Genomic DNA, 24,174 nt, shown 5'->3' with positions numbered 1-24,174 from the left:
AGCAGGTTAAGAGCACTGCTGCGACGGCTTTAGCCCGACTTCGCTCTAAGCAAGTCGGCAGGAACGATGTCGCCAAGATCAAAGCCGAAGAGTGGACCAACCGATACAGCGGTTGCCACGAGCAGTGCAAAAAGCAGCAGGAGGCCAACTCTCGGAATCCAATCGTAGGCAGACCCAGCCCTACCCGCACGATCACCTACGATTGATGCCGGATGATCAGGGTCGTGGTCGCGGATAATCGAGAGAATTATCTTCAGCTTCGCATGGGCTCTGGCGGTTGCCTTGTGCAATCCAAAAACCAACAAAGAACTGGAAGCTAGGGCCGCAAACTTTGGCAACGGCCCGATATCCTTGCTCAAAGCCGCTGCGATTGCCACGCCGGTGACAGTGAGAAGAGCTGCAAGTCGGGTATTGACCAAACCCTCGATGAACTGCCGCTCATCGCTCAAGGTCCATCCTGTGTAGATTTGTCCCTCGTTGGGTGGCGGGACGGAACCGCCGCTTGCCGGGTTGTTCTGGGAAGCCATTCAGCCCTCGCTTTCAAACGAGAAACCTGAAGGGTCTTGCGCAGACAGTCACGCGGTAACTCGCCAATTGCAAAGGGGCCGCCCGAGAGCGACCCCTTCAACCAACCGTCTTCTTTGAGGAAGATGGTCGGAGCGACAGGATTCGAACCTGCGACCCCTTGACCCCCAGTCAAGTGCGCTACCAGGCTGCGCCACGCTCCGAGAGGCGGTCGTATAGCGGGGCGACCCGCGCGCCGCAAACGCAAAAACGCGCTTTTATGATTAGCCGCCCAGAACGGCGTCCAGACGGGCCCGCGCGCCCTCGATCTCGACCAGGAGCTGGCGCAGGCGGACGGTCGAAACCGGGGCTGGAGGGCTCTCGACCTCTTCCAGAGCGGGTGCGCCTTCCGAAATCGATTCGGCATCCATCTCGAAGGCGGCCTCGGGATCGCCATAGGCGGCCAGCCGGGCGATGCCCTGATCCTTGTAGAGGCGCTGGACGCCCTTGATGGTCAGGCCCTCGTCGTGCAGCAGCCGACGCACGGCCTTCAGCACCACCACGTCCTGGGGGCGATAGAAGCGGCGCCCGCCGGCGCGTTTCACCGGGTCGATGAAGGTGAACTTGGTTTCCCAGAAGCGCAGCACATGCTGGGGCGCGCCGACGGCCTCCGCCGCTTCGGAAATGGTACGAAAAGCGTTGGGGCTCTTCGCCACGATGCCTAGGCCTCGACGGCGGCGTCGTGGACCTTGGACTTCATGATCTGGGACGCGCGGAAGCTGATGACGCGGCGCGGATTGATCGCGGCCGGCTCGCCGGTCTTGGGGTTGCGGCCCATGCGGGCGCGCTTCTCGCGAACCTGGAAGACGCCGAATCCGGACAGTTTCACCGTCTCGCCGCGCTCGAGCGACTCGACGATCAGATCCAGGGTGCGCTCGACCATCGAGGAGCATTCCTGTCGCGACAGGCCCACCTCTTCATGGACAGCCTCGCACAGATCCGCGCGGGTCAGTGTGCTCTGTTCAGCCAAGGTCCGTCTCCAGTCGATGCGACCACGTCATAAAAGGCGAAAAGTCAGCAAAACGAAAGCCCCAAGTGGCAAGCTTGACCATAAAGGCGAGCTAGAACCGGAAGGCGCAGGCGCCCCAGGTCAGGCCGCCGCCCATGGCTTCGAGCAGGACCATGTCGCCCCGCTTGATGCGGCCGTCCTGGATCGCGGCGTCCATGGCCAGCGGGATGGAGGCCGCCGAGGTGTTGGCGTGCATCGAGACCGTGGAGATCACCGTGTTTTCGTCCAGACCCAGACGATCGCCGACGCCCTTGATGATGCGCTGGTTGGCCTGGTGCGGCACGAACCAGTCGACGTCGGCGATCTCGATGTTCGCGGCCTTGCAGCAGGCGGTGATGGCCTCGGCGATGTTGACCACGGCGTGGCGGAAGACCTGATTGCCGAGCATGCGCAGATGCCCCACCTGACCGGTCGTCGAAGGGCCGCCGTCGACGTAGAGCAGGTCCGTCTTGTTCCCGTCGGCGCGCAGGGCGAAGCCGAGCAGGCCCTGATCGTCCTTGGTCCCCTCCCCTTCACGCGGCTCGACCACGAAAGCCCCGGCGCCGTCGCCGAACAGGACGCAGGTCGTGCGGTCCGACCAGTCCATCAGCCGGGTCATTTCCTCGGCGCCGATGACCAGGGCGCATTTGGCGTGACCCCGCGCCACGAAGCCGTCGGCGACGCTGAGCGCATAGACGAAGCCCGAACAGACAGCCTGAACGTCGAAAGCGATGTTGACCGGGCAGCCCAGCTTGCGCTGGACGATGGTCGCCGTCGCCGGGAAGGTCATGTCCGGGGTCGTGGTGGCGACGATGATCAGGTCGACGTCGGCGGGCGTCTTGCCCGCATCGGCCAGGGCCTTGCGCGCGGCCTCGACGGCCAGGTCGCTGGTCGGCTGGTCGTCGCGCGCCTTGTGGCGCTGCTTGATGCCGGTGCGTTCCTGGATCCACTCGTCGCTGGTGTCGACGAATTCGGCCAGGTCGGCATTGGTCACGATCTGCTCGGGCAGATAGGAACCGACGCCGGTGACGGCGCTGCGGATAACGCTCACTGCAGAATCTCTCCGGAAGATGCGGTGGCCGTCTCGCCCGCGTCAGCGGCGGAAGGCAGGGCGTGCATGATGTCGTCCAGCCGCCCCAGCTTGGAGCCAACCGTCGTCAGATAGTCGCTGCGGGCCAGATCGACGCCGATGCGGATGGCGTTGCCGAAACCCTTGGCGGTCGCGCCGCCGTGGCTCTTCACCACAATGCCGTTCAGGCCCAGCAAGGGGCCGCCGTTGATGGCGCTGGGGTCGATCTTCTGGCTCATGGCCTTCAGCGCCGGCATGGCGACCAGGGCGCCGAGCTTGGCCTGAACACTGGAGGTCAGGGCCTCTTTCAGCAGGCTCGAGATGAAGCGGGCCGTGCCCTCGGCGGTCTTGAGCGCGATATTGCCGGTGAAGCCGTCGGTGACGACGACGTCGACCGTGCCCTTGGCGATGTCGTCGCCCTCGACGAAGCCATGGTAGTCGAGGTCCAGGCCGCCGGCGCGCAGGATGGAATGCGCCTCGCGCACCTCCTCGTGGCCCTTCATGTCCTCGGACCCGACGTTGAGCACGCCGATGGTCGGTTTCTTCACGCCATGGACGGCGGCGTGGAAGGCCTCGCCCATGATGGCGAACTCAATCAGCTGTTCGGCGTCGCTTTCGATATTGGCGCCGACGTCCAGAACGGCGGTGACGCCCTTCAGGGTCGGCCAGCTGGCGACGATGGCCGGACGCTCCAGCCCCGGCGCCGACATGCGCAGGATCAGTTTGGAGATGGCCATCAGCGCGCCGGTGTTGCCGGCGGAGACGACCGCCCCGGCCTCGCCCGACTTCACCGATTCGACGGCGTTCCACAGGCTGGAGCCCTTGCCCCGGCGCATGGCGGTGGCGGGCTTCTCGTCCATGGCCACGACCTTGTCGGTGTGACGGATCTCGCAGACCTCGGCGGTCAGCTTGCACTTGACCATCTCGGCCGCGATGGCGGTCTGGTCGCCGTGCAGCAGGAAGCGGACGTTTTCACCGCCGTGGCGGCGGATGTATTCCCGAATACCGGGGACGACGACGGAGGGTCCGTGGTCGCCACCCATGGCGTCGAGCGAAATCAGGACGGGGGATGGCAAAAGGCTACGCTCTCCGGGGCGTCGTCTGACGCGACGCTCATCTGGGCTGTTCACGATAGACCTGCAACAGGTCGATGCAAAGGCAGGTGACCTTAGGGCAGGATTTCTACGCTTCGTCCTTGGGCTTGAACTGCTTCAGGACAGCGAAGGGCGAGATTTCCTTGGGCTCCTCGGGCTGGACGAACTCGACGCCGGGCTTTCGGGGGAAGGGGTCGAGGTTCAGAGCCAGCTGTTCGACCGCGTACTGACCCAGGTCGATTCGGCCGTCCTCGATGGTGTCGGGAATGTCGGTCTCGACGCCGATCTCGAACTCCTCGTCTTCGGGGATTTCCGGGGCCTGTTCAACCAGGTCGACGACGAATCGCTCGTCGATCTCGACCGGCAGGGGTTCGAGCGTAATCCCGCAGGTCTGGACCGCACTGGCCTTGACCCGGCCGGTCAGACGCCATCCGCCGGCCCCATGGTCGGGGTTGGGGCCGAGGTTCAGGTCGGCGGTGAAGGCGTCGAGCGAGGCGAGGTCCAGCGCGCGGGCGATGCGGGCGCGGATGGCCGCGTCGGGCTCCAGGATGCGCTGAAGGCCGGCGCCGATCTCGTTGAGCCGGACGGTTTCGCTGAAGGGAAGGACGACGGTCATGCGGTGATCTCAGGCCACGACGGTTGTTTCAGGACGACGGCGAAGGGCTGGGCGGCCAGTCCTGCGCGGGCCGCGAGGGCATAGCGGGCGAGCGCGGCGCCGCGTTCCGCGTCCTCGCTCTCGAAGACGTTGCGGGCCAGGCCGGCGGACAGGACGGCGGCGTCGCCCGACCGCAGCGGGGCCTCATAGGCGGTCATGCGCCCATAGAGGGCCTCGCCCAGGGTGCGCATCTTCTTCGCCATCGACACATCGCCAACGCCCAGCTCGCGCAGGACGTTGTCGAGCGCAGAGACATAGGCGTCGAACAGGGATTGGGCGGCGTCCACCCCCTCGCCTGCTCCGTCGGCGTCCTCGTCCCGCAGGCGCAGGATCAGCAGCAGGGCGTGTAGGGTGTAGAGCTCGAAGCGGGCATCGATGCGGTCCGCCACGCCCAGCGCGGTGTAGAAGGCCGGCTGGCGCGCCTGGGCCGCGACGGCCGCATAGAGGGCGTCGCCGGCGTTCGGAGCGGAATGTTTCCGGAAGAGTGACTTCAGCATGTTTCACGGCCCCTTTTCCGCCGCGCCGTTGAACTAGAGCCCGTGTCCGGTTAGGTCAAAGACCTTGTTCTGTCGCAGGCGCCCGCAAATGCTCCGTATCGCCCCTCTCGTCGCCGTCGCCGCCCTGGCGCTTTCGGCCGCCGCCTGCGCCCCCGTGGTGGGTCTGCACGGCTTCCAGGTGGTCGATGTGAAGCCGTCCGACATCGTCGCCGGCACCGACACCAAGGAAACCGTCCTGGCGCGGCTGGGCACGCCCTCGACCACCTCGACCTTCGAACCCGAGCACGTCTGGTACTACATCAGCCAGACCAGCGAGCGTTACACCTACAACCGTCCGCAGATCTCCCAGCGCAGCGTGACCGAGATCACCTTCGACAAGGACGACTCCAAGGTCTCCGCCGTGCGCACCCTGGGTCTGGAAGACGGCCAGAAGATCGCCATGGAGCGTCGCGAGACCCCGACCCGCGGCCGCGCCCTGACCGTCATGGAACAGCTGCTCGGCAACGTCGCCCGCGGCCAGCTGCCCCGCACCGACGAGGACGTCCCCGGCCAACGCCGCCCGGACTAAACGCCAAACCTATCGGAATACAAAAACGCCCCGGAGATCGCTCTCCGGGGCGTTTCCTTTGGTCTCCTCCCTGCGCCGAAGGCGTGGGGAGGTGGCTCGTAGCAAAGCGAAGAGACGGAGGGGGTCTTCGCGTATCCAGAGCCCCTCCACCGCTTCGCGGTCCCCCTCCCCATTCGCCAAGCGGCGAACGGGGAGGATACGATCCGCGCGATCAGCCGATCTTGCCGCTCGCCAGCACCGCCAGGAGCAGCAGGGCGACGATGTTGGTGATCTTGATCATCGGGTTCACCGCCGGACCGGAGGTGTCCTTGTAGGGATCCCCGACCGTGTCGCCGGTGACCGCGGCCTTGTGGGCCTCGGAGCCCTTGCCGTGGAGGACGCCGGTCTTATCGGTGAAGCCCTCCTCGATCACCTTCTTGGCGTTGTCCCAGGCGCCGCCGCCCGAGGTCATCGAGATGGCCACGAACAGGCCGGTCACGATGACGCCCATCAGCATGGCGCCGAGAGCCGCGAAGGCGTTGGCCTTGTCCGCCAGGAACAGGATGGCGACGAACAGGACGATCGGCGACAGCACCGGCAGAAGCGACGGCACGATCATCTCGCGGATCGCCGCCCTGGTCAGGATGTCGACGGCCCGTCCGTATTCCGGCTTCACCTGATAGGTCATGATGCCCGGGTTCTCACGGAACTGGCGGCGCACCTCGGCGACGACCGACTCGGCCGCGCGCCCCACCGCCATCATCGACATCCCGCCGAACAGGAAGGGCAGCAGCCCCCCGAACAGCAGGCCGACGACGACATAGGGGTTGGTCAGATCGAAGGCGACGGCGCCCATCCCGGCGAAGAAGGGATAGTCCGCCGGATTGGCCGAGAAGTACTTCAGGTCGGACGTATAGGCCGCGAACAGCACCAGGGCGCCGAGGCCGGCCGAACCGATGGCATAGCCCTTGGTCACGGCCTTGGTGGTGTTGCCGACGGCGTCGAGGGCGTCGGTCGAGTGGCGCACTTCCGAAGGAAGTCCGGCCATCTCGGCGATGCCGCCGGCGTTGTCGGTGACGGGGCCGAAGGCGTCCAGCGCCACGATCATCCCCGCCACGCCCAGCATGGTGGTGGTGGCGATGGCGATGCCGAACAGCCCGGCCAGCTGGAAGCTGGCCACGATGCCGACGATGATGGTCAAGGCCGGAAGGGCGGTCGCCTCCAGCGAGACGGCCAGACCCTGGATGACGTTGGTGCCGTGACCCGAGACCGAGGCGTTGGCCACCGAACGGACCGGACGGAAGCCCGAGCCGGTGTAGTATTCGGTGATCACCACGATGGCGGCGGTGACCGCGAGGCCGACGACGCCGGACCAGAACAGGTTCATCGGTTCGATGACCAGGCCGTCGCCGGTGGTGACCGGGCCGGTGACCAGGGTCGTGATCACCCACCAGACCGCGCCGACGGACAGGATGCCGGTGACGATCAGGCCCTGATACAGGGCGCCCATGATGTTCTGCTTCTTGCCCAGACGGACGAAGAAGCTGCCGATGATGGAGGTGACGATGCAGATGCCGCAGATGGCCAGCGGCAGCAGCATCATCGTCCCGACGGCGTCGGAGCCGCGGAAGAAGATGGCGGCCAGGACCATGGTGGCGACCGTGGTCACCGCATAGGTCTCGAACAGGTCGGCGGCCATGCCGGCGCAGTCGCCGACATTGTCGCCCACATTGTCCGCGATGGTGGCGGCGTTGCGGGGATCGTCCTCGGGGATGCCGGCCTCGACCTTGCCGACCATGTCGCCGCCCACGTCGGCGCCCTTGGTGAAGATGCCGCCACCCAGACGGGCGAAGATGGAGATCAGCGAGGCGCCGAAGCCCAGGGCCACCAGGCCGTCGACGACCTCTCGGCTCGTCGGCTCAAGCCCCATATGCAGGACCAGCACCGCGAAATAGCCCGAGACGCCCAGCAGGGCCCCGCCGGCGACGAACATCCCGGTGATGGCGCCCGAGCGGAAGGCCAGATCCAGTCCCTTGGCGAGACTTTCCGACGCGGCCTGTGCCGTGCGGACGTTGGCGCGGACCGAGATCAACATTCCGGCGTAACCGGCGGCGCCCGAAAGCACCGCCCCGATCAGGAAGCCAACCGCTGCATAGGGGCCGATCAGCAGATAGGCGGCGATCAGGATGACCACCCCGACCAGGCCAATGGTGGTGTACTGCCGCCGCAAGTAGGCGGAGGCGCCTTCCTGAATGGCGGCGGCGATTTCCCGCATCTTGTCGTTGCCGGTGCCGGCCTTCATCAGCACGGCCGTCTGGGCGAGGCCGTACAGCACCCCCAGGACGCCGGCCCCAAAGACCAGCGTAAGTATATGATTCATTGGCGTTTCCATGCCCTTGCAAAAGGCGCCCGGCTCCTTGGCGCGGCGGGCCTTTTGGCCTCTATCCGCCTTCCGGCTCCCCCGTGCGCAACGACCGCAGAACTGCGGTCACTCGGGATTTGCCGCATGACCGTGCCGCATGCGCCGTGATGACGCAACCGTGATCTTCGAAGGGTCTTTGGAAGGAGTGTTCGGGGAGGAAACGCCTAGAGGGTCGAGGCGACGCCGTCGGGCGAAGCGTCGGAGCCGTCCGGCGTGAGATAGGGGTCCGGGACCGTCTCGGTCACGGGCGCGCTCATGCGGCGGCGCGGCGTCTGGCGGGTGACTTCGACCCTGGTGATCGCATGGGGAACGACGACGCCGGCGATGGCCATCATGGCGGCGTTGATCTTGTTGTCGCTGAGCGTGTTCCAGTCATCCGGCAGGGTGAAGGGGGCGCCATGTCCGGTCCGCACCAAGGCGTCGCGGAAGAAGGCTTCCTTGTTCTGGATATCCTCCACCTTGGGCTCAGCCGCAAGGTGGAGCTTCAGATTGACGAAGACATAGTTGCGGATGCGGCCATCGACGACGACCGGAAGACCCACGGCGCGGATGCTGACCGTCTTGTCGGCCGGCTCGGCGCCCGCCTCTTCCTTCTTCGGGCTGCTGGCGAGGGCCGGGGTGGCGGCGATGACCGGCGCGGCCAGGGCGACGGCGGTTCCGGCGGCGATAAGGTCTCTGCGGCGCATGGGGTAACCCTAACCAGCGGGGGTTAGGATTCTGTTTCACCGATCACCGTCAGCGGATGGGGTCAGCCGTGGGTCCAGCCGGCCCGGGTCACCTCGATCGACCGCCCGTCGAAACGGACGCCGACGCCCGCCCCCTCGATCACCTGACCGATACGCGTCAGCCGGACATGGCGACGCTCGCCCTCGCGCCGCAGGGCCGACTCGTCGGAAGCGGGGGCGGTGAAGGCGATCTCATAGTCGTCACCGCCGGTGGCCAGTTGTTCGAAGGCGGCCTGACGGTCGACGCGGGTCTCCAGCCAGGCCTGACCGGCCAGCGACACTGGCGTCCGCTCCAGATCGATCTCGATCCCGACGCCCGAGGCTTCGGCGATATGGCCGATGTCGGCGATCAGGCCGTCGGAGACGTCCAGCGAGGCGGTGGCCATGTCGCGAATGACCTCGGCGAAGGCCGTCTGGGGCATGGGACGGCGATAGTGGTCGGTCAGGGCCGCGATGCGCTCGGGCGCCAGCGTCAGCGCGCCTTGCGCCGCCCGGAGGCCCAGGAAGCCGTCGCCGATCCGGCCGGTGACGAAGACGGCGTCGCCGGGACGGGCGCCGCTCCGGCTCACCACCCTGCCCGCCTTGGCCCAGCCCATCAGGGTAACGGAGAAGGAAGCCGGGCCGGGCGTGACGACCGTGTCCCCGCCCAGCAGATGAATGCCGAACGCCTTCTGGTCGCGCGCCAGCCCCTCGGCGAAGGCCTGACGCTCAGGCCAGCCGCAGCGCGGCGACCAGTGGCAAGCCAGCAGGTATCCGAACGGCTCCACCCCCTTGGACGCCAGATCCGACAGGTTCACGCGCAGCAGCTTCTGCGCGACCGTGTCCAGCGGGTCTTCGGGCAGGAAGTGCACGCCCTCGACCAGGGCGTCCTTGGTCAGGGCCAGGTCGAAGCCCGGCCGGGTCGGCACGACTGCGACGTCGTCGACCAGCCCCCTGCCCCACTCGGGGTGGGCCAGGGGCGCCAGCAGTTTCGCGATGGTCTCGAACTCGCCGGACACGTCGACGGCGGGCATGGCCTCAGGCCTTCGGGCGCACGTCGCGGGCGACGCCGTCCAGAGCGGCGTTGACGAACTTGGCCTCAGCCTCGTCGAAGAAGGCCTTCGCCAGCTCGACATATTCGTCGATGACGATCTCGCGCGGCACCTCGGGCTGGTGTGCCAGCTCCCAGGCTCCGCAACGCAGCAGGGCGCGCAGGGTGGCGTCCAGACGCTCCATGCGCCAGTTGGAGGCCAGACGCGCCTTCACGGCGGTGTCGATTTCGCGCTGGTTCTCGATCACGCCGCGCACGATGCCGGCGAAATACTCCTCGTCCGCCTCGGCCAGGGGCTCGCCCTCGATGTCGGCGTCGAAGCGGTGGTTGGAGAATTCGGTGATGACCGTCTCGACGCCCTCGCCGGCCAGTTCCATCTGGTACAGGGCCTGGACGGCGGCCAGACGCGCGACGGTGCGCGCGCGGCGCTGGCGCGAGGTCAGGGACGGCTCAGCGCGCTCCTTCTCGCTCTCGGCGAGTTGCTGCAGGACGGACTGGATGCTGTTGGGTTCGGTCATTGCGCCGCAAGACCATGCCGGAGGCGTTTGCGCAAGGCGATCAGGTCCAGCGCAGCCCGCGCGGCGCCGCCGCCCTTGTCGCCTTCGCTGATCCGCGCACGGGCCCAGGCCTGGTCCTCGTCCTCGGTCGTCAGGATGCCGTTGCCGATCGCCAGACCCTTGAGGCCGAGCTGCATCAGGCCCGCGGCCGACTGATCCGAGACGATCTCGAAATGGTAGGTCTCGCCGCGAATGATGCAGCCGAGCGCCACGAAGCCATCGTAGCGCGGGGCCGTCGGATATTTGCCGGCCTCGTCGGCCAGGGCGATGGCGGTCGGGACCTCGAGGGCGCCGGGCACCGTGACGACGTCAAAGGCCACGTTCTGGGCGCGCAGGGCGTCCTTCGCCCCGTCCAGCAGGGCGTCGGCCAGTTCGTCGTAGTAGCGCGCCTCAACGATGAGGACGCGGATCGGTTCGGTCAGGATTGGTCTTCTCCGTTCATGCCGCGCCAGCCGACGATGCGCAGGCCGTAGCCTTCCAGCGCGGTCGGCTCGGGGCGGGTCGAGCTCATCACGATCATATCGCGGACCCCGAGGTCCAGCAGGATCTGGGCGCCCAGGCCATAGGCCTTGATGGCGCGGTCGTTCACGGCCGGCTTCTCGGCGCCCGACAGGCGCTCGGCCAGGCTCTGCAGCGAGGGATCGCGCAGGAAGACGACGACGCCGGCCTCGCCACTGTCAGAGATCTGCTTCAGGGCGGCGGGGATATAGTTCTGGCGATCCTCGCGGTGACCCAGCAGGTCGGCGGCGAAATCGACCTGGTGCATGCGGACCAGGGTCGGCTTGCCGGGTTCGATGCGGCCGTGGACCAGGGCGACGTGCTCGCCGCCCTCAATGGTGTCGCGATACAGCATCAGGCGGAAAGGCCCGCCATGCACGCTCTCGAACGGCTGATCCATGACCCGTTCGACATAGCGTTCGGTGCGGCGGCGATAGGCGATCAGGTCGGCGATGGTGCCGATCTTCAGCCCGTGCAGTTGGGCGAAGGCGACCAGGTCCGGCATCCGGGCCATGGTGCCGTCCTCGTTCATGATCTCGCAGATCACGCCCGCCGGGGTCAGGCCGGCCATGCGGCTGATGTCCACGGCCGCCTCGGTGTGACCCGTGCGGACCAGAACGCCGCCGTCGCGGGCGATCAGGGGGAAGACGTGGCCGGGCGAGACGATGTCGTCGGCGCCCTTGTTCGGGTCAACGGCGGCCTGGACCGTGCGGGCGCGGTCGGCGGCGCTGATGCCGGTGGTGACGCCTTCCTTCGCCTCGATCGAGACGGTGAAGGCCGTGCCCATGGAGGTGCGGTTGTCGGCCGTCATCGGCGGCAGGCGCAGCTGGCGGCCGCGCTCGGCGGTGATGGCCAGGCAGATCAGGCCGCGCGCGTGGCGGGCCATGAAGTTGATCTGATCCGGCGTCGCGAACTGGGCCGGGATGATGATGTCGCCCTCGTTCTCGCGATCCTCGGCGTCGACGAGGATGTAGGGGCGTCCGTTGCGGGCGTCCTCGAGGATGTCCTCGATCGGGCTGATCGGACTGGAGAGCATGTCCGAGGAAAGCTGGATTGTGTTCATTACGCGGTCTCTTGCCAGCGCGCGAGATAGCGCGCCAGCATGTCGATTTCGAGGTTCACGGCGTCGCCGGGCTGCAAACGGCCCAGGGTGGTCGCTTCCCAGGTGTGGGGGATGATGTTCAGGTCGAAGTTCCGGCCGTCCACGGCGTTGACCGTCAGGGACACGCCATCGACCGTGATCGAGCCCTTGGCGGCGATGTAGCGATGCAGGGGCGCCGGGGCCTCGACCACGATCCGGTGCGATCCGCCGACCGGCTCGATGGAAACGACCTTACCCAGACCGTCGACGTGACCCGAGACGACATGGCCGCCCATTTCGTCGCCCAGCCTGGCGGCGCGCTCCAGATTGACCGGGTCGCCGGTCTTCCAGCCGCCGAGGGTGGTCTTGCTGAGCGTCTCGTCGGAAACCTCGACCGCGAACCAGCCGTCAGCCTTCTCCACTACGGTCAGGCAGCAGCCCGCGTGGCTGATGGAGGCGCCCATGTCGATGCCCGAGACGTCCCAGACGGTCTCGATCTCATAGCGGCGGTCGCGATTGGTCTCGGTGACCGCGCGGACGCGGCCGATGTCAGTGATTATTCCCGTAAACATCAGGAGACCCTTTCGTAGCGCTCCCACAGGTCGTCACCCAGAGCCTCCACCGCAAGACGCCGGAACTTCGGAGCGTTCGCGAGACGCGCCAGCGACAGGGCCGCAACGCCTGGACGGCCGTCTCCGCCCAGCAGGATCGGGGCGCGGAACCAGTCGATGGCGTCCACGACGCCGGCCGTGACGAAGGCCGCCGCGACCCGGCCGCCGCCCTCGATCATCAGATCGCGCACGCCCCGGGCGTAGAGCAGTTCCAGAATGGCCTCGATGGTCGGGCGGTTCTGGGCGTCACCCGCGACCTGCACCACCTCGGCCCCGCCGACCGGATGCGGCTCACGCGTGGTGATGATCAGGGTCCCGGCCTTGGCCAGACGGGCGAAGGACGGGGTGCGCAAGCGGCTGTCCAGCACGACACGCAGGGGGTCGGCCTTCTCGATCCGGACGCCGGCCTCGCTCTCGGGCAGACGGACGGTCAGGCGCGGGTCGTCGGCCAGCACCGTCTCGACGCCGACCAGGATGGCGTCGCCCGCCGCGCGCAGACGGTGGCCCTGCAGCCGGGCCTCGGGGCCGGTGATCCACTGGCTCTCGCCTGTCGAGGTGCCGATACGGCCGTCCAGCGACGTCGCGATCTTCAGGGTGATCCTTGGACGCAATTCAGGGGGCCGCATCAGGTCTCGTCCAGGCCTTCGTCGCCGAGGAAGCGGGCGAAGTCGCCGGTGTGGCGGAAGTCCTTGTAGACCGAGGCGTAGCGGACATAGGCGACCTCATCGACGCCCTTCAGCGCCTTCATGATGAAGTCGCCGACGACGCTGGACGGGATCTCGGTCTCGCCCAGGCTTTCCAGCTGACGGGTGATGCGGCTGACCAGTTGCTCGACCTGCTCGGCCTGGACGGGGCGCTTGCGCAGGGCGACGTTCAGCGACCGCTCCAGCTTGTCGCGTTCGAAAGGCGTGCGGCGACCGTTGCGCTTCAGGATGACCAGCTCGCGCAGCTGCACCCGCTCGAAGGTGGTGAAGCGCCCGTTGCAGTTCGGGCAGGACCGGCGACGTCGGATGGCCGAACCGTCGTCAGACGGCCGGCTGTCCTTCACCTGGGTGTCCTGATGTCCGCAAAAGGGGCACTTCATCCGAGGCTTATCCGTAGATCGGGAAGCGGCGCGTGAGCTCGCGCACCTTGCCCGCGACCTCGGCGATCACCGCCGGATCGGCCTCGTCGCCGCCGTTCATCGAGGAGACGACGTCGGCGATCCAGTGACCGATCGACTTGAACTCCTCCTCGCCAAAGCCGCGCGTCGTGCCGGCCGGGGTGCCCAGGCGAACGCCCGAAGTGACGGTGAACGGGGCGGTGTCGAAGGGGACGCCGTTCTTGTTGCAGGTCATCAGGGCGTGTTCGAGCTGAAGCTCGGTCGCCTTGCCGGTCACGCCCTTGGGACGCAGGTCGACCAGCATCAGATGGCTGTCGGTGCCGCCCGAGACGATGGCCAGGCCGCGCTCGACCAGGACGCCGGCCAGAGCCTGGGCGTTGGCCACGACCTGCTTGGCATAGACCTTGAACTCGGGCTTGAGCGCCTCGCCGAAAGCCACGGCCTTGGCGGCGATGACATGCTCCAGCGGCCCGCCCTGCAGACCGGGGAAGACGGCCGAGTTGATCTTCTTGCCCAGGTCGACGTCGTTGGACAGGATCATGCCGCCGCGCGGACCGCGCAGGGTCTTGTGAGTGGTCGTGGTCACGACGTGGGCGTGAGGCAGCGGGTCCGGATAGGCGCCGCCCGCGATCAGACCCGCATAGTGGGCCATGTCGACGAAGAGATAGGCGCCGACGCTGTCGGCGATCTCGCGGAAGCGCTTGAAGTCGATGTGACGGCTGTAGGCCGAGGCGCCGGCCACGATCAACTTGGGCCTTTCCTTCTCGGCCATCTCGGCGACGTGGTCGTAGTCGATCAGATGGTTGTCCTCGCGGACCTTGTAGGTCACCGGGCGGAACCACTTGCCGGACTGGTTGGCCGGGGAGCCGTGGGTCAGGTGGCCGCCGCAGGCCAGGTCCATGCCGAGGAAGGTGTCGCCGGGCTGCAGCAGGGCGAAGAAGACCGCCTGGTTGGCCTGGGCGCCCGAGTGGGGCTGGACGTTGGCGAAGGCGCAGCCGAACAGTTCCTTGGCGCGCTCGCGGGCCAAGTCCTCGGTCACGTCGACGTATTCGCAGCCGCCGTAGTAGCGGCGACCGGGATAGCCCTCGGCGTATTTGTTCGTCAGGACAGAGCCTTGAGCCTCCAGCACCGCCTTCGAGACGATGTTCTCGGACGCGATCAGCTCGATCTGCTCCTGCTGCCGCCCCAGCTCGCCCTGGATGCCCTTGAAGACGTCCGGATCGGCGTCCGCGAGAGACTTCGAGAAGTAGTCGGCATGGGTGGTGATGGTCACAGGCGTCCCCGGCAATCTGAAGGCGCCCTATCTAGTCCCGAGAGGGGTCAACCACAACATCTTGTGTCGGACCCGTGACGTCAGACACCGAGTATCCGTCGCAATTTCGCGACCGCCAGCCGCTCGACGGCCTTGGGCTCCATCGCCGGGCCGACGGCCGTGGCCTCGGTTCCGGTCGCCACATGGACGGCGGTGACCTTCAGATAGGTTCCGTTGCGGGTCTTCTCGACGATGACCTGTCCGAGGCCACCTTCCGACATCACGCCGCCGAAGGCATCCGGGCGATGTGGCAGTGGGTCCAGAGCTGGTCCATGGCGCTGACCAGGGCGTCCATCATGCCGTCGTCGTGGTTCGGCGAGGGCGTGAAGCGCAGGCGCTCGGTGCCCTTGGGCACGGTCGGATAGTTGATCGGCTGGACGTAGACGCCGAACTCTTCCAGCAGCATGTCCGAGATCATCTTGGTGTGGACCGGATCGCCGACGAAGACCGGAACGATGTGGCTCTCGCTCGGCATGACCGGGATGCCGGCGGCGGCGAAGCGGTCCTTCAGCGTCTGGGCCCGCTCCTGATGGGCGACGCGCAGTTCCGGATGGGCCTTGAGGTGACGCACCGAGGCGAGCGCTCCGGCGGTCAGGGCCGGCGGCAGGCTGGTGGTGAAGATGAAGCCCGAAGCCCAGCTGCGCACCGCGTCCACGATGACCGCATCGGCGGCGATGTATCCGCCCATGACGCCGATGGCCTTGCCGAGGGTGCATTCGACGATGTCGATGCCGTCCAGCACCCCGTCACGCTCGGCGACGCCGGCGCCGGTCGCGCCGTAGAGGCCGACCGCGTGGACCTCGTCCAGATAGGTCAGGGCGCCGTATTTGCGGGCCAGGGCGATCGTGCCGGCCAGGTCGGCGATGTCGCCGTCCATGGAGTAGACGCTCTCGAAGGCGACCAGCTTGGGCGCATCGGCGGGCGCGGCGGCCAGCAGCTGCTCCAGATGCGCCAGATCGTTGTGCATGAACACGTGCCGCTCGCAGCCGCCGTTGCGGATGCCGGCGATCATCGAGGCGTGGTTCAGGCTGTCGGAGAAGATGATCAGGCCCGGCAGGATGCGCTGCAGGGTCGTCAGCGTCGCCTCATTGGCCACATAGCCCGAGGTGAACAGCAGCGCGGCTTCCTTCTGGTGCCAGGCGGCCAGCTCGGCCTCCAGGTCCACGGCCGAGCGCGTCGTGCCCGAGATGTTGCGGGTGCCGCCGGCCCCGGCGCCCACGGCGTCGATCTCGGCCTGCATGGCGTCCAGCACGACCGGATTCTGCCCCATGCCGAGGTAGTCGTTGGAGCACCAGATGACGACGTCCTGCTCCGACCCGTCCTCGCGCCGCCGCACCGCCTTGGGGAACTGGCCGCGCACGCGCTTCAGGTCGGCGAAGACGCGATAGCGTCCCTCGCTCTTCACCTGCTCGACGGCGGATTCGAAGGCGGCCTTGTAGTCGTACAACTGGGCGGACTTTCGCGCGGAAAACGTGGCGGGTATTTGCGCCGATAGACCCCCGGTGTCCACGCGATGACAAGGACAAATTGTCCTAAACCGATAATTGATAACGGTTCTCAATCGCCCGTCAGCGCGCCCAAGGGGACGCGCGTGACCTGTACATCCTCCTTGTTCGTGGCGTAGCCGACCCAGAGGAAGCCGTTCCAGACGGTGCTCTTGGGGTAGTGATAGCCGGGTCTTTTGTACTGACCCTCGTAGCGCAAGGGCTGAAGGTCGCCCTGCCCGCGCAGCAGGAAGGACCGGCCGAAGGTCCGGCCGTCGCGACTGACGGTCACGGCCAGGGGGATGCGGACCCGGTCGGCGTTGGGCGCATTGACGAGAAAGGCCGTGCCGTCCGGCAGGTTGCCCGCGCTCTGTTTGGCGCGGCTGTCGGGCATGGCGGTGACCACCGGCGTGGACCAGTTGACGCCCCGGTCGCAGCTTTCGGAGGCCAGCTGGCGGAAGCTGAGGTCCTCGTCGCGGAAGACCATGACGGCGCAGTCCCCGGCCTGAAACAGGCTGGGCTCGATCTCGCGGCTGAGGCGGCTTTCGTGGGCGGGAGCGCCGGCAGGCGTCGGCGCGCGGTCCAGATGGGTCATCCGACCGAGGGTCCAGCCGGAGACGCCGAGCGGATCGTCGGTGAAGGCCGGGGTCGCGATCATACCCGGACGCATGTGGAAGGCGCCGACGGTGCGGTCGCCGAAGCGGTGTGGGTCCTGCTCGATCACGCCGTCGATGGGTGAGCCGTCCGCCGCCAGAACCGACCGTGACTCGGCCCAGCTCTGGCCGTCCATGCTGGTGCGGTAAGCGGTCTGACCGCCGTCGCCGGACTGGAAGCCGTTGGGCCAGACGTTGAGGTAGGCGACCAGGGTCCGGCCGTCGGTCGTCCAGCCGCCGCTTGAGACCATCCGCCCGCCCTGCCCCGGAGGCGCCAGTTCGACCGGGGCGGTCCAGCGCTCGCCGTCGGCGCTGGAGGCGAACATCACCCGGGTGTCGGGCGAGTCCTCGTCACGCGGCGACGACTGCCACTGGGCGTAGAGCCGCCCGTGGAAGGCGATCAGTGAGACGCCGTTGCTGAAGTGATCGGTCCCCTCCCCCGGTCGGAAGACGGTGAAGGTCTCCGTGCCCCGCGCCGGGGTCAGGCCGAGGTCCGGCTTCGACGCGTCGAACAGACCCGGCGCGACCGTGTAGGGCACGGGGCGGCCGCCTTCTCCCGGAGAATGGGCCGCCGCCGTCAGCAGCAGGACGGCGGCGAGAACGCCTTTGATCACGCCGGCTTGCGGAACTTGAGCATGAACTGGCTGGTGTGGCCCCGGATCGCCGGATCGAAGACATTGGCGGTCAGGGGGTCGGCGTCGTTCTTCAGGATGTCGCTCTGGTCTTCCAGCACGAAGCCGGCGGCCTCGACCTCTTCCTTGACGATGGCCGGGTCGATGCGGTGCAGGCTGTCGGCGGCGGCGAGGCCCGAACCGGCGGCGGCGTAGTGGTCGACGATGACATAGAGGCCGCCGGGCTTGAGCGCCGCGAACACCGCCGCATTGGTCTTGGCCGCCGTATCCGCCGCGAAGGGCTTCAGGTGCAGGTCATGATAGTTCTGGGCCGTGAAGACCAGATCCATCCCCGCCGGGAACTCGGGCGCGCCGAGCGGCGAGCGGATGCCCTCGACGTTGGGCAGGGCGTCGGCTGCGGCGATGGCGTCGGCGTAGGAAGCCTGGAAGCCGATGAACTGGGCCGGTTGCCAGGCGATAACCTTGCCGGACGGACCGGTCGCGGCGGCGAAGACGCGGGTGAAATAGCCGCCGCCGATGATCATGTCGCCGATGGTCTGGCCGGGCATGACCTCGGCGAAGGCCAGGGTCTCGGCGGTGTGACGGCCCTCATCGCGCGCCTTGTCGGCGTCGGTGCGGACCGGGTCGGCCAGGGCTGCCGTATAGGCGGACGGCTCCATATGCATCTGGGCGACGGCCGCGCCCGCGACGCCGGTGGCCAGAAGAACGGCGGCCGAAACGGCCAGGACGAACGAACGCTTCATGTCAGCCTCCCTTGCGCCTTTAGCGGCGCTTGATTGAATACGACCGCGAACGGCCGAGGTTACCCCAGCCTTCCGGAATCAGCCCGGCTTGCGGAAGCGATAGACGAACTGGTCCGTCTTGCCGCGAATGGCGGGGTCGAAGACGGTCAGGGTGTGGTCGTCCTCGGGATTGGCCACGGCCGAGGTCTCGCCGGCGAAGACGAAGCCCGCGGCCTCGACCTCGCGGCGCAGCTCAGCGCCCTCGATGCGGTGCAGGGTGCCCGAGACGCTGATGCCCGAACCCGGCGCGGCCTGGTGGTCGAGGATGACATAGAGGCCGCCCGGCTTGAGCGCGGCGAACACCGCCGCGTTCATCTTCGCCACATCGACGCCGAACCGGGGGATGGTGAAGTCGTGGTACTCCTGCCCCATGAAGACCACGTCCAGCGGCTCGGGGAAGGTCATGGTGTCGAGGCTGCCGGTGATCCGGTTCACGTTCGGATAGGCGGCGGCGAGCGTGTCACCGTAGGCGTTTTCCTTGCCGGCCGTCTGATTGGGCACGAAGGCGTAGACCCGGCCCGACGGGCCGACGGCCTTGGCGAACAGGCGGGTGAAATAGCCTTCCTCGGGCCGGATGTCGGCGACGCGGTCCCCGGCGTCCAGCTGGGCGAAGGCCATCATCTCGGCGGGCTTGCGCAGGGGATCGCGGGCGACCTCCTCGGCGGGACGCAGCGGATCGGCGATGGCGGCGGCGTAAGCGTTCTCCTCCACCCGCGTCAGCTGCTCGCCCGGCATGGTGACGATGGTCTTGTCGCCTCCGTCGGCGGCGATGATCACGCAACCGGACAGGGCCGTCGCCCCCAGGGCTGCGACGGCGGCGGCGAGGAGAAGCGGCTTCGACATGAGGTCATCCTGAACGGCGATGCGCGAAGCTACGCCCCGAAGCGTCGCCGGATGCAAGCGGATTTCGCTCCTGAAACACCGGCTCGTGACACTTCATGAGGCGCGGCGACTTGACGCAGGCCGAGCCCGGGCGTTGTTTCCCGCCTCCCCCGCCGCGTCAGTTCGAGTCTGTCCATGGTCCGCTTCGCCCGCCCCGCCCTCGCCGCCCTGTTGCTTGCGTCCTCCGCGCTCCCGGCTCTCGCTCAGACGGCAGCCCCCGCCGTGACGCCCTATACGACGATGGCGCCGATCCCCGCGGTGGTGGACAGGCCCTGGCCCGGCGTCGTGAAGCTGGACGTCGACGCGACCGACCTGAACCGCCGTATCTTCAGCGTCCATGAGACCATTCCGGTCGAGAGCGCCGGTCCGCTGACCCTCTTCTTCCCCGCCTGGCTGCCCGGCGACCACGGCCCCGACGGCCCGATCACCCAGCTGGCCGGCCTGATCATCACCGCCAATGGTCAGCGTCTGGAGTGGACGCGCGACCCGGTCGAGAGCTTCGCCTTCCATCTGGTGGTGCCCGAGGGCGTGACCGAGATCAGCGCCGACTTCCAGCACCTGTCGCCGACGGCGGGCGCCCAGGGCCGCGTGACCATGACGGCCGAGATGCTGAACGCCCAGTGGGAGAAGATGCTGCTCTATCCGGCGGGCCGCTGGCACCACAACATCACGACGCAAACCAGCGTGAAGCTGCCGTCCGGCTGGAATTTCGGCACGGCGCTGGAGACCGCGTCCACCCAGGGCGACGTGACCACCTTCAAACCGGTGACCCTCGACGTCCTGATCGACAGCCCGCTGATGGCCGGGGTCCACTTCCGTCAGATCGATCTGGATCCGGGCGGCCGCTCGCCGGTCAAGCTCGACATCTTCGCCGACAGCGCCTCGAATATCGCCCCGACCGACGCCCAGATCGCCATCCTGCGGTCGCTGGTGACCCAGGCGGATCGCCTGTACGGCGCGCGCCACTTCGACCACTACAACTTCCTGATGGCCATGACCGACCGGCTGGGCGGGATCGGGCTGGAGCACCACCGCTCGTCCGAGGACAGCGTCGATCCGGCCTTCTTCACCGACTGGGACAACCAGTTCGGCGACCGCGACCTGCTGGCCCACGAATACACCCACTCCTGGAACGGCAAGTGGCGGCGTCCGGCGGGGCAGTACGTTCCCAACTACAACACGCCCCTGCAGAACGAGCTGCTGTGGGTCTATGAGGGCCAGACCCAGTTCTGGGGCAAGGTGCTGGCCGCCCGCTCGGGGCTGATGACGAAGGATCAGGCGCTGGACGCCCTGGCCATGGACGCCGCGACCTATGACAACCGGGTCGGCCGCTCGTGGCGGGCGATGCAGGACACGGTCAACGACCCGATCATCTCCATGCGCCGCCCCAAGGGCTGGTTGAGCGAGCAGCGCGACGAGGACTACTACGTCGAGGGCCAGCTGATCTGGCTCGACGCCGACACCCTGATCCGGGAGAAGACCAACGGCCGCAAGGGTCTGGACGACTTCGCCAAAGCCTTCTTCGGCACCCACGACGGAGAATACAACGAGGCGCCCTACACCTTCGACGACGTGGTCGCGGCGCTGAACGGGGTGGTCGAGAACGACTGGGCGACCTTCCTGCGCACCCGTCTGGACGGGCACGGCCCCGGCGCGCCGCTGGATGGTCTGGCGCGCGGCGGCTACCGCCTCGTCTACACCGACACCAAGAGCCCTTGGCAGAAGACGCTGGAGGGCGGGCTGAAGCGCAACAACTTCATGTACTCCATCGGCCTGCAGACCAACGGCGAGAACGGCATCTCGGCGGTGCAGTGGGACGGCCCGGCCTTCAAGGCGGGTCTGGCTATCGGCATGTCGATCGTCGCCGTCAACGGCGAGGCCGCCTCGGCCTCGAACCTGACGGACGCCATCAAGGCGGCCAAGGACACGACCACGCCGATCGAACTGATCGTCAAGGACGGCGACCGCTACCGGACCGTCAGCCTCGATTACCACGACGGCCTGCGCTACCCGCACCTGGAGCGGATTCCGGGCACGCCGGACCGCCTGGGCGAGCTCTACGCCGCCCGGACCCGCTAGCCGCAGTCCACCGCCTTGATGATCCCCGTCTGCTGGTCGAACCGGATATTCAGCCGGTCCGGCCGGTAGTCGCGGGTCGTGGCGCAGGTCGTGCAGACGATCCGGACATTGGCGCCGGGCGCGAAGTCCACCGCCCCGACGTGCGAGCCGACCAGCGACTGGGCCGCCGAGGCGTCGCACCGTTGGGGCGGAGTCGGTCCGCCGGTCTCCGGCGGCGTCGCCATACAGCCGGTCAGGGCCGCGCCGGTGACGAGGACAGCTAGCGCCCTCATCCGCACTTCACCTCGGTGATCCGGTTGGTCGCGGTCTCATAGACGATGTTCACCCGGTTCGGGTTGAAGTCCATGGTCATGGCGCAGGTGGTGCAGACCTCACGACGCGTCTCGCCCGGCGCTGCGGCCGGCAGCTCGGACCGGTTCTTGCCGATATAGCTGCGATAGGCGTCGGCCTTGCACTGGCCAAGCTCGTTCGATGGCGGCGCGGGGGTCGCGCCTCCACCCTCGACAGGCGCGCAGGCGGCCAGGGCGGAGAAGGCGATCAGGGTCGAGAGAAGCGCAGAGGTTTTCACGGGCGTCGTCTCCTTGAGGGGTCAGCCGCAGCGGACCTGTTCGACCGTTTCGGTCTGGGCGTTGAAGAAGATGTTCAGGCGGTACGGGGAATAGTCCTCCGTGATCGCACAGCTGGTGCAGACCACGCGGCGGTTGATCACATCCACGGGGACTGGAATCTCGGTCTTGTTGCGGCCGACCAGCCATTGCAGCTCATTGGCCTTGCACAGGTCCTGACCGGTCTGGGGCATGCGGGTGCCGACGGGCTGGGAGACCTGGGCCTGAGCCACCACCGCGGGCGCGGGCGTTGGGGCCGGAGCCGGGGTCGAGCAACCAGCTAGCAGCGCGAGCCCAGCGACGATCAGGCCGCCTTTTGCCAGCCCTCGTCCGTCTGCTTCCAATAGGCCAGGTTGGCGCCCTGCCCCTTCAAATCCTTCCAGCGCTGCCGTGCGCCGGTCAGCGCCGTGTCGTCGCGTCCGTCGAAGATGATGAAGCATCGCTGGTAACTCTCCGTGGCGCCCAGTTCTGAGCCGTCGACGATGAACAGCGCCTGAGCGCCGTTCGGGTTCTCCATCGATTGCGTCAGCAAGATCGGCTGACGCTCCGCATTCGGCTCGTCGGCGCGGCCGTGGGCGAGGAAGCTGTCCTCGCGAAAGGTCCATAGCCGCTCGTCGATATCCTCGAGTCGGTGCTCCCCGGCGACGCGGACCAGCGCCCGCCAGCCACGCTGAAGCGTCCGGCCCAGAAGCTCCGGCAGCACCTGATCGAGCGTCGACCGCTCGAGGTGGTAGAACCAGATTTCCGGGCCGGTCGCGTCGGTCACTTGGACTCGTAGCTGTCCGCCACCATCCGGTCGAGCGTGCGCACGCCGAAGCCGACGGCGCCTTCCGGAACGGTGGGGTTGGGCGACTTGTTGGCCCAGGCGGTCGGCGCGATGTCGAGGTGGGCCCACGGCACGCCGTTGGTGAAGCGTTGCAGGAACAGGGCGGCGGTGATCGAACCGCCGGCGCGGCCGTTGCCGGTGTTCTTCACGTCGGCGATCTTGGAATCGATGTGCTGCTCATACTGGGGCGGCAGCGGCATGCGCCAGAAATTCTCACCGACCTTCTCGGCAGCGGCCAGGATCGGACCGGCGACGTCTTCGCTGTTGGCGTAGAGCGGGGCGATGTCCAGACCGACGGCGACGATGGCGGCGCCCGTCAGGGTGGCCAGGTCGATCATGAACTTCGGCTTGAAGCGCTCCTGGGTGTACCAGAGGGCGTCGGCGAGGACGAGGCGGCCCTCGGCGTCGGTGTTGATCACCTCGACCGACTGGCCGGACATGGAGATGACCACGTCGCCCGGACGCTGGGCGTTGCCGTCAGGCATGTTCTCGACGAGGCCGAGCACGCCCACGGCGTTGACCCTGGCCTTGCGGCCCGCCAGCGCGTGCATGAGGCCGGCCACGGCGGCCGCGCCGCCCATGTCCCACTTCATGTCTTCCATGCCGTCGGCCGGCTTGATCGAAATGCCGCCGGTGTCGAAGCAGACGCCCTTGCCGACGAAGGCCAGGGGCTGGGCGCCCGGCTCGCCGCCGTTCCACTGGATCACGGCCAGCTGGCTTTCGCGACGGCTGCCCTGGCCGACGCCCAGCAGGGTCCACATGCCCAGCTTCTCCATCTCGGCCTCGCCGAGGATCTCGACCTTCAGGCCCAGCGATTCCAGCGCCTTGACCCGTTTGGCGAACTCGGCCGGGTACAGGACGTTCGCGGGCTCGGAGACCAGGTCGCGCGAGAAGGTCACGGCGTCGGCGACGGCCGACATCGGCTCAAAGGCCGCCTGGGTCGCACGCAGGTCCGAGGTCACGACCTGGATCGTCTTGATCGAGGCGATCTTCTCGGGCTTCAGCGTCGTGCGGTATTTGTTGAAGGTGTAGGCGGCCAGACGCACGGCGAAGGCGGCGCGGGCCGACTGTTCCGGGGTCAGGTGGCCGAAGTCCAGGGTCAGGGTCTCGGCGCCCGACAGCTTGACCGCGTGGTAGGCGGCGCCGGCGGCGGTTTCGACACCCTTGTCGTCCAGCGCGTCCTTGCCCGCCCCGACCAGCAGGACGGTCGCGGCCTCGACACCCACGGGGGCGGCGACGGTCAGGGTGGAGTTGGCGGCGCCGGTGAAGCGGCTGGCGGTCATCGCCCTGGTCAGGGCGCCGGAGGTCGCCGTGTCCAGGGCCGGGCCGGTTCCAGCCAGGGCGCGGCCCTCGCCAACCAGTACGGCGAGAACGTCCGACGCGCCGGCGTGGGCGACAAATTCGATCTTCATGAAACGCGACTCCAGCCGGGATTGGGCCCCGGTCGTTTGCTACAGTTCGGGAGGGAGGCCGCGCGGT

29 protein-coding genes and 1 tRNA gene are annotated in these 24,174 nt (G+C 67.7%); 2 read left to right on the top strand and 28 right to left on the bottom strand.

The window, feature by feature from the left end; all coding sequences use genetic code 11:
- Positions 1 to 29: 29 nt before the first annotated feature.
- From ACW172_RS16615 to ACW172_RS16580, 8 genes are all read right to left on the bottom strand, one after another.
- Positions 30 to 527, bottom strand: a complete 498-nt coding sequence (locus tag ACW172_RS16615) for a hypothetical protein (RefSeq protein ID WP_492032543.1) — start codon at positions 525 to 527, stop codon at positions 30 to 32.
- Between the two features lie 124 nt (positions 528 to 651).
- A tRNA-Pro gene (locus tag ACW172_RS16610) sits at positions 652 to 728 on the bottom strand.
- A 60-nt stretch (positions 729 to 788) separates the two neighbouring features.
- Positions 789 to 1,220 carry a MerR family transcriptional regulator gene (locus ACW172_RS16605; protein WP_492032542.1) on the bottom strand — a complete coding sequence of 144 codons (432 nt, stop codon included), beginning with the start codon at positions 1,218 to 1,220 and terminating at the stop codon, positions 789 to 791.
- 5 nt (positions 1,221 to 1,225) lie between these two features.
- Positions 1,226 to 1,534: an integration host factor subunit alpha gene (locus ACW172_RS16600; RefSeq protein ID WP_207932182.1), complete on the bottom strand. Its 309-nt coding sequence runs from the start codon at positions 1,532 to 1,534 to the stop codon at positions 1,226 to 1,228.
- A 91-nt stretch (positions 1,535 to 1,625) separates the two neighbouring features.
- A complete protein-coding gene (locus tag ACW172_RS16595; RefSeq protein WP_492032541.1) occupies positions 1,626 to 2,603 on the bottom strand; it encodes a beta-ketoacyl-ACP synthase III in 978 nt (325 codons plus the stop codon).
- Complete coding sequence (plsX, locus tag ACW172_RS16590) at positions 2,600 to 3,664, bottom strand: phosphate acyltransferase PlsX (protein WP_492034999.1); 1,065 nt, start codon at positions 3,662 to 3,664, stop codon at positions 2,600 to 2,602. Before plsX ends, ACW172_RS16595 begins: the two co-directional genes overlap by 4 nt.
- Positions 3,665 to 3,803: 139 nt before the next feature.
- Positions 3,804 to 4,331 (bottom strand): YceD family protein, encoded by a 528-nt coding sequence (locus ACW172_RS16585; RefSeq protein ID WP_492032540.1) that lies wholly within the window; start codon positions 4,329 to 4,331, stop codon positions 3,804 to 3,806.
- Entirely contained in the window at positions 4,328 to 4,867 is a 540-nt protein-coding gene (locus tag ACW172_RS16580) for a ubiquinol-cytochrome C chaperone family protein (RefSeq protein WP_492032539.1), read from the bottom strand. Before ACW172_RS16580 ends, ACW172_RS16585 begins: the two co-directional genes overlap by 4 nt.
- Before the next feature lie 88 nt (positions 4,868 to 4,955).
- Here ACW172_RS16580 and bamE point away from each other — a divergent pair, with 88 nt between their 5' ends.
- Complete coding sequence (bamE, locus tag ACW172_RS16575; protein ID WP_492032538.1) at positions 4,956 to 5,435, top strand: outer membrane protein assembly factor BamE domain-containing protein; 480 nt, start codon at positions 4,956 to 4,958, stop codon at positions 5,433 to 5,435.
- A 211-nt stretch (positions 5,436 to 5,646) separates the two neighbouring features.
- Here bamE and ACW172_RS16570 read toward each other — a convergent pair whose 3' ends face one another.
- From ACW172_RS16570 to ACW172_RS16500, 15 genes are all read right to left on the bottom strand, one after another.
- On the bottom strand, positions 5,647 to 7,794 hold the full coding sequence (locus ACW172_RS16570) for a sodium-translocating pyrophosphatase (protein WP_492032537.1): 2,148 nt from the start codon (positions 7,792 to 7,794) through the stop codon (positions 5,647 to 5,649).
- A 206-nt stretch (positions 7,795 to 8,000) separates the two neighbouring features.
- Positions 8,001 to 8,522 carry a hypothetical protein gene (locus ACW172_RS16565; RefSeq protein WP_492032536.1) on the bottom strand — a complete coding sequence of 174 codons (522 nt, stop codon included), beginning with the start codon at positions 8,520 to 8,522 and terminating at the stop codon, positions 8,001 to 8,003.
- A gap of 62 nt (positions 8,523 to 8,584) precedes the next feature.
- Positions 8,585 to 9,574, bottom strand: coding sequence for a thiamine-phosphate kinase (thiL, locus tag ACW172_RS16560; RefSeq protein ID WP_492032535.1), 990 nt, complete (start codon positions 9,572 to 9,574; stop codon positions 8,585 to 8,587).
- A 4-nt stretch (positions 9,575 to 9,578) separates the two neighbouring features.
- On the bottom strand, positions 9,579 to 10,109 hold the full coding sequence (nusB, locus tag ACW172_RS16555) for a transcription antitermination factor NusB (protein WP_492032534.1): 531 nt from the start codon (positions 10,107 to 10,109) through the stop codon (positions 9,579 to 9,581).
- Positions 10,106 to 10,570, bottom strand: coding sequence for a 6,7-dimethyl-8-ribityllumazine synthase (gene ribH / locus ACW172_RS16550; protein ID WP_492034998.1), 465 nt, complete (start codon positions 10,568 to 10,570; stop codon positions 10,106 to 10,108). Before ribH ends, nusB begins: the two co-directional genes overlap by 4 nt.
- The gene (ribB, locus tag ACW172_RS16545) at positions 10,567 to 11,709 is read right to left on the bottom strand and encodes a 3,4-dihydroxy-2-butanone-4-phosphate synthase (protein ID WP_492032533.1); all 1,143 of its coding nucleotides are present in this window, start codon (positions 11,707 to 11,709) and stop codon (positions 10,567 to 10,569) included. The genes ribH and ribB overlap by 4 nt, the downstream gene beginning before the upstream one ends.
- Positions 11,709 to 12,299, bottom strand: coding sequence for a riboflavin synthase (locus ACW172_RS16540; protein ID WP_492032532.1), 591 nt, complete (start codon positions 12,297 to 12,299; stop codon positions 11,709 to 11,711). The genes ribB and ACW172_RS16540 overlap by 1 nt, the downstream gene beginning before the upstream one ends.
- On the bottom strand, positions 12,299 to 12,964 hold the full coding sequence (locus tag ACW172_RS16535) for a RibD family protein (protein WP_492032531.1): 666 nt from the start codon (positions 12,962 to 12,964) through the stop codon (positions 12,299 to 12,301). The genes ACW172_RS16540 and ACW172_RS16535 overlap by 1 nt, the downstream gene beginning before the upstream one ends.
- Positions 12,964 to 13,422 (bottom strand): transcriptional regulator NrdR, encoded by a 459-nt coding sequence (gene nrdR, locus ACW172_RS16530; RefSeq protein ID WP_492032530.1) that lies wholly within the window; start codon positions 13,420 to 13,422, stop codon positions 12,964 to 12,966. The genes ACW172_RS16535 and nrdR overlap by 1 nt, the downstream gene beginning before the upstream one ends.
- 7 nt (positions 13,423 to 13,429) lie before the next feature.
- The gene (glyA, locus tag ACW172_RS16525) at positions 13,430 to 14,713 is read right to left on the bottom strand and encodes a serine hydroxymethyltransferase (RefSeq protein WP_492032529.1); all 1,284 of its coding nucleotides are present in this window, start codon (positions 14,711 to 14,713) and stop codon (positions 13,430 to 13,432) included.
- Between the two features lie 80 nt (positions 14,714 to 14,793).
- Entirely contained in the window at positions 14,794 to 14,973 is a 180-nt protein-coding gene (locus ACW172_RS16520) for a DUF6898 family protein (RefSeq protein WP_492032528.1), read from the bottom strand.
- On the bottom strand, positions 14,973 to 16,199 hold the full coding sequence (gene hemA / locus ACW172_RS16515; protein ID WP_492032527.1) for a 5-aminolevulinate synthase: 1,227 nt from the start codon (positions 16,197 to 16,199) through the stop codon (positions 14,973 to 14,975). The genes ACW172_RS16520 and hemA overlap by 1 nt, the downstream gene beginning before the upstream one ends.
- Before the next feature lie 110 nt (positions 16,200 to 16,309).
- The gene (locus ACW172_RS16510) at positions 16,310 to 17,503 is read right to left on the bottom strand and encodes a sialidase family protein (protein WP_492032526.1); all 1,194 of its coding nucleotides are present in this window, start codon (positions 17,501 to 17,503) and stop codon (positions 16,310 to 16,312) included.
- Complete coding sequence (locus ACW172_RS16505; RefSeq protein WP_492032525.1) at positions 17,500 to 18,264, bottom strand: class I SAM-dependent methyltransferase; 765 nt, start codon at positions 18,262 to 18,264, stop codon at positions 17,500 to 17,502. Before ACW172_RS16505 ends, ACW172_RS16510 begins: the two co-directional genes overlap by 4 nt.
- Positions 18,265 to 18,342: 78 nt before the next feature.
- On the bottom strand, positions 18,343 to 19,146 hold the full coding sequence (locus ACW172_RS16500) for a class I SAM-dependent methyltransferase (RefSeq protein WP_492032524.1): 804 nt from the start codon (positions 19,144 to 19,146) through the stop codon (positions 18,343 to 18,345).
- 174 nt (positions 19,147 to 19,320) lie between these two features.
- Here ACW172_RS16500 and ACW172_RS16495 point away from each other — a divergent pair, with 174 nt between their 5' ends.
- Positions 19,321 to 21,264 (top strand): M61 family metallopeptidase, encoded by a 1,944-nt coding sequence (locus tag ACW172_RS16495; protein ID WP_492032523.1) that lies wholly within the window; start codon positions 19,321 to 19,323, stop codon positions 21,262 to 21,264.
- Here the strand turns inward: ACW172_RS16495 and ACW172_RS16490 are convergent.
- The 5 genes from ACW172_RS16490 to ACW172_RS16470 form a co-directional block, all read right to left on the bottom strand.
- Positions 21,261 to 21,536, bottom strand: coding sequence for an I78 family peptidase inhibitor (locus ACW172_RS16490; RefSeq protein WP_492032522.1), 276 nt, complete (start codon positions 21,534 to 21,536; stop codon positions 21,261 to 21,263). The genes ACW172_RS16495 and ACW172_RS16490 overlap by 4 nt on opposite strands.
- The gene (locus tag ACW172_RS16485; RefSeq protein WP_492032521.1) at positions 21,533 to 21,832 is read right to left on the bottom strand and encodes an I78 family peptidase inhibitor; all 300 of its coding nucleotides are present in this window, start codon (positions 21,830 to 21,832) and stop codon (positions 21,533 to 21,535) included. The genes ACW172_RS16490 and ACW172_RS16485 overlap by 4 nt, the downstream gene beginning before the upstream one ends.
- A 21-nt stretch (positions 21,833 to 21,853) precedes the next feature.
- Complete coding sequence (locus ACW172_RS16480) at positions 21,854 to 22,102, bottom strand: hypothetical protein (RefSeq protein ID WP_492032520.1); 249 nt, start codon at positions 22,100 to 22,102, stop codon at positions 21,854 to 21,856.
- Between the two features lie 71 nt (positions 22,103 to 22,173).
- The gene (locus ACW172_RS16475; protein WP_492032519.1) at positions 22,174 to 22,635 is read right to left on the bottom strand and encodes a DNA polymerase III subunit chi; all 462 of its coding nucleotides are present in this window, start codon (positions 22,633 to 22,635) and stop codon (positions 22,174 to 22,176) included.
- The gene (locus ACW172_RS16470) at positions 22,632 to 24,107 is read right to left on the bottom strand and encodes a leucyl aminopeptidase (RefSeq protein WP_492032518.1); all 1,476 of its coding nucleotides are present in this window, start codon (positions 24,105 to 24,107) and stop codon (positions 22,632 to 22,634) included. Before ACW172_RS16470 ends, ACW172_RS16475 begins: the two co-directional genes overlap by 4 nt.
- Positions 24,108 to 24,174: the final 67 nt, after the last annotated feature.

Source organism: Brevundimonas sp. ALps5 (genome assembly GCF_058681645.1).
The sequence above is the reverse complement of the archived record's forward strand: the minus strand, read 5'-3'. Positions and strand labels throughout refer to the sequence as shown.

Coding starts and splice junctions, on each gene's coding strand:
- ACW172_RS16615 (WP_492032543.1), bottom strand. CDS start 527: ATGGCTTCCCAGAACAACCCGGCAAGCGGCGGTTCCGTCCCGCCACCC.
- plsX (WP_492034999.1), bottom strand. CDS start 3,664: ATGGGTGGCGACCACGGACCCTCCGTCGTCGTCCCCGGTATTCGGGAA.
- ACW172_RS16585 (WP_492032540.1), bottom strand. CDS start 4,331: ATGACCGTCGTCCTTCCCTTCAGCGAAACCGTCCGGCTCAACGAGATC.
- ACW172_RS16580 (WP_492032539.1), bottom strand. CDS start 4,867: ATGCTGAAGTCACTCTTCCGGAAACATTCCGCTCCGAACGCCGGCGAC.
- bamE (WP_492032538.1), top strand. CDS start 4,956: ATGCTCCGTATCGCCCCTCTCGTCGCCGTCGCCGCCCTGGCGCTTTCG.
- ACW172_RS16570 (WP_492032537.1), bottom strand. CDS start 7,794: ATGAATCATATACTTACGCTGGTCTTTGGGGCCGGCGTCCTGGGGGTG.
- ACW172_RS16565 (WP_492032536.1), bottom strand. CDS start 8,522: ATGCGCCGCAGAGACCTTATCGCCGCCGGAACCGCCGTCGCCCTGGCC.
- thiL (WP_492032535.1), bottom strand. CDS start 9,574: ATGCCCGCCGTCGACGTGTCCGGCGAGTTCGAGACCATCGCGAAACTG.
- nusB (WP_492032534.1), bottom strand. CDS start 10,109: ATGACCGAACCCAACAGCATCCAGTCCGTCCTGCAGCAACTCGCCGAG.
- ribB (WP_492032533.1), bottom strand. CDS start 11,709: ATGAACACAATCCAGCTTTCCTCGGACATGCTCTCCAGTCCGATCAGC.
- ACW172_RS16540 (WP_492032532.1), bottom strand. CDS start 12,299: ATGTTTACGGGAATAATCACTGACATCGGCCGCGTCCGCGCGGTCACC.
- ACW172_RS16535 (WP_492032531.1), bottom strand. CDS start 12,964: ATGCGGCCCCCTGAATTGCGTCCAAGGATCACCCTGAAGATCGCGACG.
- nrdR (WP_492032530.1), bottom strand. CDS start 13,422: ATGAAGTGCCCCTTTTGCGGACATCAGGACACCCAGGTGAAGGACAGC.
- ACW172_RS16520 (WP_492032528.1), bottom strand. CDS start 14,973: ATGTCGGAAGGTGGCCTCGGACAGGTCATCGTCGAGAAGACCCGCAAC.
- ACW172_RS16505 (WP_492032525.1), bottom strand. CDS start 18,264: ATGAAGCGTTCGTTCGTCCTGGCCGTTTCGGCCGCCGTTCTTCTGGCC.
- ACW172_RS16500 (WP_492032524.1), bottom strand. CDS start 19,146: ATGTCGAAGCCGCTTCTCCTCGCCGCCGCCGTCGCAGCCCTGGGGGCG.
- ACW172_RS16495 (WP_492032523.1), top strand. CDS start 19,321: ATGGTCCGCTTCGCCCGCCCCGCCCTCGCCGCCCTGTTGCTTGCGTCC.
- ACW172_RS16490 (WP_492032522.1), bottom strand. CDS start 21,536: ATGAGGGCGCTAGCTGTCCTCGTCACCGGCGCGGCCCTGACCGGCTGT.
- ACW172_RS16470 (WP_492032518.1), bottom strand. CDS start 24,107: ATGAAGATCGAATTTGTCGCCCACGCCGGCGCGTCGGACGTTCTCGCC.